Raw genomic sequence first — 7,347 nt, 5'->3', positions numbered from 1 at the left:
ACGGACCAGCGGCCACCTCACCGCGTTCCTGCTCCCCGAACGCCACACCGCAGACGCCACCCTCGCCGGCCTCCTCGACGCCGTCACCCAGACCGGCTGGCCGATGCGGACCCTGACCTGGGACCGCGGCCACGAGATGCCACGCCACGCCCAGTTCACCATCGCCACCGGGATCCAGGTCTACTTCGCCGACCCCCACGCACCCTGGCAACGCGGCAGCAACGAGAACACCAACGGCCTGCTCCGCGAATACTTCCCTCGAGGACGCGACCTCGCCACCGCCACCGACGCCGAGCTCCAGGCCGCCGTCGACCAGCTCAACAACCGACCCCGCCAACGACACGGCTTCCTCAACCCCAACGAGGTCCTCACCGCGATACTCGACCAGGACCAACAAACCGCAGGCGTTGCAACCACAGACTGAATCTGGGCACGTTTACGTGAAAGTCCCGGGGTGAGAGTGAGTGCGGAGGGCCGCCCGGGTTCTGCGGAGCTCGGGCGCTCCGGGGGCGTACGGCTGGCGCTGGTTCAGTTCACCGGGCTCGCGTCGAGGGTGACGGTCGCGGACTGCTGCTCGCCGTCGCTCGTGGTCCAGGTGACCGTCACGCGGTCGCCGGGCGCCATGGTCGCTAGGGCCTTCGTAAGCCCCGCGGCGTCGGTGACGCTCGCCGAACCCACCTTCGTGATCGCGTCACCCGCCTCGAGGCCGGCGTCGTCGGCCGCGTCGCCCGACACCACGCCGGCGATCGTCGCGCCCGTCGCGGTGCTCGTGGACCCGGTGCCGTACGCGCTGCCGTAGCCGTACCCCGCGTCGCTGGTGAGGCTGGTCGCGACCTGCACCCCGAGGAACGCCGCCGCCCCGATGCGGACCGCACTCGTCTCGTCGCCGCTGCGGATCTGCGTGACGACCGCGAGCGCCGTGCTGATCGGGACCGCGTAGCCGTCGATCTCCTGCCCGCTCGACGCGGCCGTGTCGATGCCCACGACCTCGCCCTCGGCGTCGAGGAGCGGTCCGCCCGAGTCGCCGGCCACGACGTCCGCGTCGGTCTCGATCAGACGGGTGAGCCGCTCCCCCGCCACGGTGTCCTCCGACTGCGTGGTGATCGAGGCCGACAGGTCGGTCACGTCGCCGTCCGCGGCGGTGAGCGTCCCGGTGCCGCCCGCGTTGCCGACGGCGGTGACGTCGTCGCCGACCTTCAGCGTGTCGTCGTCGATCGTCGCGACGGTCAGCCCGCTCGCGTCCTTCAGCTGCAGCAGCGCGACGTCCGCGGTCTGGTCGGCCCCGACCACCTCGGCGGTGTAGGAACGCCCGGTGCCCACGATCGTGACCTTCACGCTCGTCGAGCCCTCGACGACGTGGTAGTTCGTCAGGACCTCGCCGTCGGAGGTGAGCACGATGCCCGTGCCCGCGGCCTCGCCGTCCGGCAGGACGGTGTCGACCAGCGCCACGCCCGTCGACTCCTTCGCCGTGGCCGGGTCCGAGTCGACCGTGGCGCTCGAGGTCGTCCCCGCGTACCCGCCCTGACCGCCCTGACCGCCCCAGCGGCCCTGGGCGCTCGTCGGGAGGTCGACGAGGGACACGCGGGCGGCGGCCGACGCCGCGACGGGGACGGACACCCCGAGCGCGGTGAGCAGGCCCCCGGCCAGGATCGTGGCTCCCGCCCGCCGCCCGTGACGGCGGGCGGGACGGCCGTCGGGCCGCGGGGCGGGGGTGCGGGCGGTGGTGCTGGCGGAGACGCGGTGCGAGGGCGTGGTGGTCATGGGACAAGACCACCGCCGCCGTCCGTGGAGCACCTCTGGCGTGCCTGGGGGTCTCCTGTGAACCCCCGGCCCGGCCCGGCCCGGCCCCCGTACGGTCCGCCGCGACGCACCCCGCCCACTACGTTTGACCCCGTGCCCGACTCTCCTCTGCCCTCGCCGGCGCTGCACCTCGCCGCCCGCGTCGAGAACCGGTTCATCGGCTGGCGGACCGACCGGGCGCGGGCGAACGGCTTCGTCCCGCTCGTGATCCCCTACACCGGCTACGGCGGCGCGGGGTGGATGCGGGTGCTCGGCCGGGTGATGCTCAACAAGCACACGCACCGCCTCACCGGGGAGCCGGCGGGGGCGCGCGGCTGGCGCAGCTTCACCAGCATCCCCGTGCAGCACGCCCGCGTCGAGGTCGAGGTCGACGGCGTGACGAACACGATCACGGCCGACCGCTCGGGCCTGCTCGACGCGGTCGTGCAGGTCGACCTCGCACCCGGCTGGCACCGGGTGGAGTACCGCGCGGAGCGGTCAGAACCGTCGTACGGGATGGTCTTCGTCGTCGACCCGGCGGCCCGGTACGGGCTGCTGTCCGACATCGACGACACGGTCATGATGACCGCGCTGCCGCGACCGCTGCTCGCGGCCTGGCACACGTTCGTCGTGAACGAGCACGCCCGCACGACGACCCCGGGCATGCCCGTGCTCTACGAGCGCTGGACCGACGCGCACGCGGGCGCGCCCGTCCTCTACCTCTCGACCGGTGCCTGGAACGTCGCCCCGACCCTCACCCGGTTCCTCTCGCGCAACCTCTACCCGGCGGGCGCGCTGCTGCTGACCGACTGGGGGCCGACGCCGGACGCGTGGTTCCGCGACGGCACCAAGCACAAGCGCGACACCCTCGCCCGGCTCGCCCGGGAGTTCCCGCACGTGCGCTGGCTGCTCGTCGGCGACGACGGGCAGCACGACCCGGAGACCTACTCGCGCTTCTGCGAGGAGCACCCCGACCAGGTGCTGGCCGTCTGCATCCGCCAGCTGACCCCGGGCGAGGCGGTGCTCGCGGGCAGCGGCAGCCGCTCGCACGTCCGTCCCGACGGCAGCCCCGTCCAGTGGTTCTACGCCTACGACGGCGCCGGCCTCGCCGAGCAGCTCGAGGACGCCGGGCTGCTGGCCGGCTCGACGCAGCAGCCCGAGGTCGAGGCCTGAGCCGTCGACCCCGGGCTGACGCTCGCCGGCCCCTTTTGGTCGAGCCTCAGTAGGGCTCGATGACGACCTCGCGGTGCTGCTCGGCCGAGCGGTAGGCCGCGTCCACGATCACCGAGCGGGACAGCAGCTCGTCGCCGTGCAGTCCCGAGCGGTCCGCCTGCTGCACCTTGGCGACGAAGTCGTCGACCGCCTCCGCGTGCAGGCCGTCCTTCGGCAGCAGCGGCATGAGCTCGGCGGCGATGCCGTGCACGTCGGTCAGGACCCGCAGCTGTGGCTCGTTCCACACGTCCGGGGAGCCCAGCACGGCGCCGCCCTCGGAGCCGTAGAGCACGAGGTAGAGCTGGTCGCGCTCGACGTAGGACGCCCAGCTCGCCTCGAGCAGCAGGGTCGCGCCGCCCGACAGCCGGACGAAGGCGGTCGAGAGGTCCTCGACCTCGTACGCGCCGGTCCCGTCGGCCCGGGCCCCCTGCGCGGCCCCGCTCGAACCGCCGCGGCCCCGCGGACCGAACTCGGCGTACGTGGCCGCACTGACCGCCTCGGCCCGCGGCTCGCCCATCAGGTGCAGGGCCATGTCGAGCATGTGCACGCCGATGTCCATCAGCGGGCCGCCGCCGGCCAGCGACCGCTGGGTGAACCAGGTGCCGAGGCCGGGGATGCCGCTGCGCCGCAGCCAGCCGGCCTTCGCGTAGTAGACGTCGCCCAGCAGCCCGTCGTCCACCAGCCGCTTGAGCGCCTTGACGTCGCCGCGGCGCCGGTGGTTGAACGACACGTCCAGGACCCGGTCGTTGGCGTGCGCGGCCGCGACCATGCTCGCCGCCTTCTCGGCGCTCTCGGCCAGGGGCTTCTCCGACAGCACGTGCACGCCCGCGTCCAGCGCCGCCACGGCGATCGGGGCGTGCAGCGCGGTCGGCGTCGCCACGCTGATCACGTCCAGCCCGGCGTCCGCGATCATCTCCTGGTAGCCCCGGAACTGCCCCGCCGCGTCGATCCCGTAGAGGGCCCCGAGCTCGCGGCGGGGGCCGTCCTCCAGGCCGGCGATGGCCACCAGCTCGACGTCGGGGTGCTGCACGTACGCGTCCATGTGCTGCCGTCCGGCCCAGCCGAAGCCGACGACGCCGGCGCGCAGCCGGCGCGGCGTGCCCTCGGTACCCACGGCGCTCACCAGCCCGCCTCGGGGTTCGGCTCGGCGCCGACCAGGTCGGGCACCTTCATGTTCACCAGGCCGGGCGCCACGCGCCCGCTGCGCTGCTCGGGCGCCGCCCAGCGCACCGCGTTGGCCAGCACCCGCTGGACGTCGGGGTGGTGGTAGACGGGGAAGTCCTGGTCGCCGGGCGAGAAGTAGAAGACCCGCCCGCGCCCGCGGCGGAAGGTGCAGCCGGACCGGAACACCTCGCCGCCGGTGAAGCTGGAGACGAAGACCAGCTCGTCGGGCTCGGGGATGTCGAAGTACTCGCCGTACATCTCCTGCTGCGGGATGCGGATCGGGTGCGGCACGCCCTCGGCGATCGGGTGCCCGGGGGCGACGGTCCACACCAGCTCGGCGTCGTCCTTGCTCCGCCACGCCAGCGCGCAGGACGTCCCCATCAGACGCTTGAAGATCTTGGAGAAGTGCCCGGAGTGCAGCACGAGCAGGCCCATCCCGCCGAGGACCCGCTGGTGCACCCGCTCGACGACCGCGTCGTCCACGTCGGCGTGCTTCATGTGCGCCCACCACGTGAGGACGTCGGTCTGCTCGAGCACCTCCTCGGTCAGGCCGTGCTCGGGCTGGTCCAGCGTCGCGGTCCGCGTGACGACAGCCTCGCCGAGCTGCGCCTGCAGCCCCTGGGCGATCGTCCCGTGCAGCCCCTCGGGGTAGCGCTCGGCCATCGCGGCGCCGTCACGCTCGCTCGTCTCGTGGAAGTTCTCGTTCCACACCGTCACTCTGATCGGGTCAGTCATGGACCCCATGCTGCCGTCCGGCCCCGGGAGTCCCGGGGGCGGGCGCGCCGAGAGGGCCGAGTCGGCGCCCCGCGCCCGTGTACAACGTTATAGAGTCCTGAGAACCGCCGCAGGGAAGGAGCCGCGTGCCGCCCACCATCCACGACGTCGCCCGGCTCGCCGAGGTGTCGATCAAGACGGTGTCGAACGTCCTGAACGACTACCCGCACATCCGCCCGGCGACGAAGCAGCGGGTCCTCGACGCCATCGCGACGCTGGACTACACCCCGAACCTCACCGCGCGCGGGCTGCGCTCGGGCCGGACCGGGCTGGTCAGCCTCATCATCCCCGACCTCCGCAACGCCTACTTCGCCGAGCTCGCCGACATCGTCGTGCGCGCGGCCGAGGCCCAGGGCCTGTCGGTCCTGATCGCGCAGTCCAACGGCGACCGGGAGCGCGAGCTCAGCCTGCTGTCGGGGCCGCGCATGCAGATGGTCGACGGCATCCTCTTCAGCGCGCTGGGGCTCAGCGCGGCCGACAACGACCTGCTCGCCCGCATCAGGACGCCCATGGTCCTGCTCGGCGAGCGCATCCTGGACGGCCCCAAGGACCACGTGACGATGCGGAACGTCGAGGGGACGCAGGCAGCGACCGAGCACCTCCTCTCGATCGGGCGCAGGCGTCTGCTCGCCTTCGGGGCGGACCCCGAGCAGGGCACGGGCTCGGCGCGCCTCCGGCTCGACGGCTACCGCTGGGCGCTGGCCGGCGCGGGGATCGCCGAGGACCCGGACCTCGTCGTCCGGGTGGTGGGCTGGTACCGCAGCACGGGCGCGCAGAGCATGCGCCGGCTGCTCGAGCGCGGCGTGGAGTTCGACGGCGTCGTGGCCTTCAACGACCTCATCGCGCTCGGTGCCATGCGCGTCCTGCAGGACGCCGGGCTGCGCATCCCCGAGGACGTCGCGGTGATCGGCTTCGACGACGTCGACGAGACCCGCTACACCCTCCCCACGCTCTCAACGATCGACCCGGGGCGCGAGGAGATCGTCGAGGTCGCCCTCCGCTGGCTGACCGAGCGCATCGACGGGTCGGCGGCGGACCTGCCCCCGCGCGACCACCTCACGGCCTTCCGCGTCCTGCAGCGCGAGTCCACGACGCCCGGCGGCGACGGGTCGTAGCGCTCCGGTCGGCCGACCGGGCCACCCCTACCCGACGGTGAGGTCCCGCGGGTCGACGTGCACCTTGGGCCCCGGGCCGGCGCCGTCGGGCCGCCGACCGGCCAGGACCGCGTCGACCTGGCCGAGCCCGACGGTGGCCGCCACCAGCGGCCGGGGGTCGACCAGGCCGCTCGCGTACGCGGCGATGGTCCGGTCCAGGCCGGGCGACGCGGACAGGACGCCGACGAGGGTGACGTCCTTCAGCACCGCCCGGCGGGTGTCGACGAGGCTCGGGCCGCCCGCGAGGCCGATGCCGACGACCCGGCCGGCCGGCTCCACGAGCTCGAGGGCCCGGGCGGGGAGGTCCGCCGCGTTCGAGGCGTCGACGACCGCGTCGAAGGGCAGGTCGGGCAGGGTGCCGGCGGTCCACGTCTGCGCGAAACCGAGGGAGCGGGCGAAGCCGAGTGCCGGCTCGTCCGGTCCGAGCAGGTGCACCTCCGTCCCGGCGGCGCGCAGGAACATGGCCACGAGCAGGCCGATGGTGCCCGGTCCGAGGACCAGGGCGCGGTCCCCCGGGCCGACCTGCGCGGCCTCGGCGGCCCGAAGCGCGTTGCCGCCCGGCTCGACCAGGGCCCCGAGGACCGCGTCGACGTCGTCGGGCAAGGCGTGCAGCGACGAGGCCGGCACGGCCAGCCGCTCCGCCAGCGCCCCCGGCATCCCGCCGCGCACCCCGACCTCGCGCCGGGCCTCGCAGACGTGCTGGTGCCCCCGTCGGCAGCGCCGGCAGGTCCCGTCGCCGATCATCGTGTCGCCCATGACGCGGCGCAGCGTCCAGCCGGGGTCGACGCCCGGGCCCACGGCGGAGACGGTGCCGGCCCACTCGTGGCCCAGCCGCAGCGGGAAGGCCGCGTCGCCGGAGCGCAGGTAGGCCATCTCCCCGGTGAAGAACTCCACGTCGGTGCCGCAGACCCCCACCCGCTCGACGTCGACGACGACCTCGCCCGGTCCGGCCACCGGGGTCGCGACCTCCTGGACGCCGCCCTCGCCCGGCGCGGTCAGCACGTACGCCCGCATCGTGCCGGTCATCGGGGACCGCCCGCGGCCGACGCCGCGGTGGGGCCGACCGGCAGCGCAGGGTCCAGCACGCGCCACACGGTAGACCGTCGGGCCGGCCGGGGAGGCCGGCGTCCCCCGGTTGGCCGGCGGGCGGGCGGTCGGACCGCCGGGCGACGGAGGCGCGCTCCACAACGCCCGCATAACGACACCCCAACGGTGCTTGACAGGACGTCAGCGTCCTCTCAGGATGTCCCTACAACGTTTCCCT

At 74.0% G+C, this 7,347-nt stretch carries 7 protein-coding genes; 3 read left to right on the top strand and 4 right to left on the bottom strand.

Annotated features, from left to right (window positions below; translation table 11 throughout):
• Positions 1-424 (top strand): IS30 family transposase (locus ABD665_RS20110; RefSeq protein ID WP_344742896.1); only part of this gene is annotated, 424 nt, incomplete at its 5' end.
• A gap of 104 nt (positions 425-528) precedes the next feature.
• Here ABD665_RS20110 and ABD665_RS20105 read toward each other — a convergent pair.
• Positions 529-1,761: a trypsin-like peptidase domain-containing protein gene (locus ABD665_RS20105; RefSeq protein WP_204912810.1), complete on the bottom strand. Its 1,233-nt coding sequence runs from the start codon at positions 1,759-1,761 to the stop codon at positions 529-531.
• A gap of 132 nt (positions 1,762-1,893) precedes the next feature.
• On the opposite strand from ABD665_RS20105, the gene ABD665_RS20100 reads away from it, so the two are divergent.
• Positions 1,894-2,952, top strand: a complete 1,059-nt coding sequence (locus ABD665_RS20100; RefSeq protein ID WP_344742893.1) for an App1 family protein phosphatidate phosphatase — start codon at positions 1,894-1,896, stop codon at positions 2,950-2,952.
• Positions 2,953-2,998: 46 nt separating this feature from the next.
• Here ABD665_RS20100 and ABD665_RS20095 read toward each other — a convergent pair whose 3' ends face one another.
• Positions 2,999-4,114: a Gfo/Idh/MocA family protein gene (locus ABD665_RS20095; RefSeq protein WP_344742891.1), complete on the bottom strand. Its 1,116-nt coding sequence runs from the start codon at positions 4,112-4,114 to the stop codon at positions 2,999-3,001.
• Entirely contained in the window at positions 4,111-4,890 is a 780-nt protein-coding gene (locus ABD665_RS20090; RefSeq protein ID WP_204912811.1) for a ThuA domain-containing protein, read from the bottom strand. Before ABD665_RS20090 ends, ABD665_RS20095 begins: the two co-directional genes overlap by 4 nt.
• Positions 4,891-5,015: 125 nt before the next feature.
• Here ABD665_RS20090 and ABD665_RS20085 point away from each other — a divergent pair, with 125 nt between their 5' ends.
• Positions 5,016-6,044 (top strand): substrate-binding domain-containing protein, encoded by a 1,029-nt coding sequence (locus tag ABD665_RS20085; RefSeq protein ID WP_204912812.1) that lies wholly within the window; start codon positions 5,016-5,018, stop codon positions 6,042-6,044.
• A gap of 27 nt (positions 6,045-6,071) precedes the next feature.
• Here the strand turns inward: ABD665_RS20085 and ABD665_RS20080 are convergent, their stop codons facing one another.
• Positions 6,072-7,109: an alcohol dehydrogenase catalytic domain-containing protein gene (locus tag ABD665_RS20080; protein WP_204912813.1), complete on the bottom strand. Its 1,038-nt coding sequence runs from the start codon at positions 7,107-7,109 to the stop codon at positions 6,072-6,074.
• Between the last annotated feature and the right edge of the window lie 238 nt (positions 7,110-7,347).

Origin of the sequence: Microlunatus spumicola (genome assembly GCF_039536445.1) — a bacterium.
In the GTDB taxonomy this organism is placed as follows: domain Bacteria; phylum Actinomycetota; class Actinomycetes; order Propionibacteriales; family Propionibacteriaceae; genus Microlunatus; species Microlunatus spumicola.
This window is presented reverse-complemented; position numbering and strand designations above follow the sequence as displayed.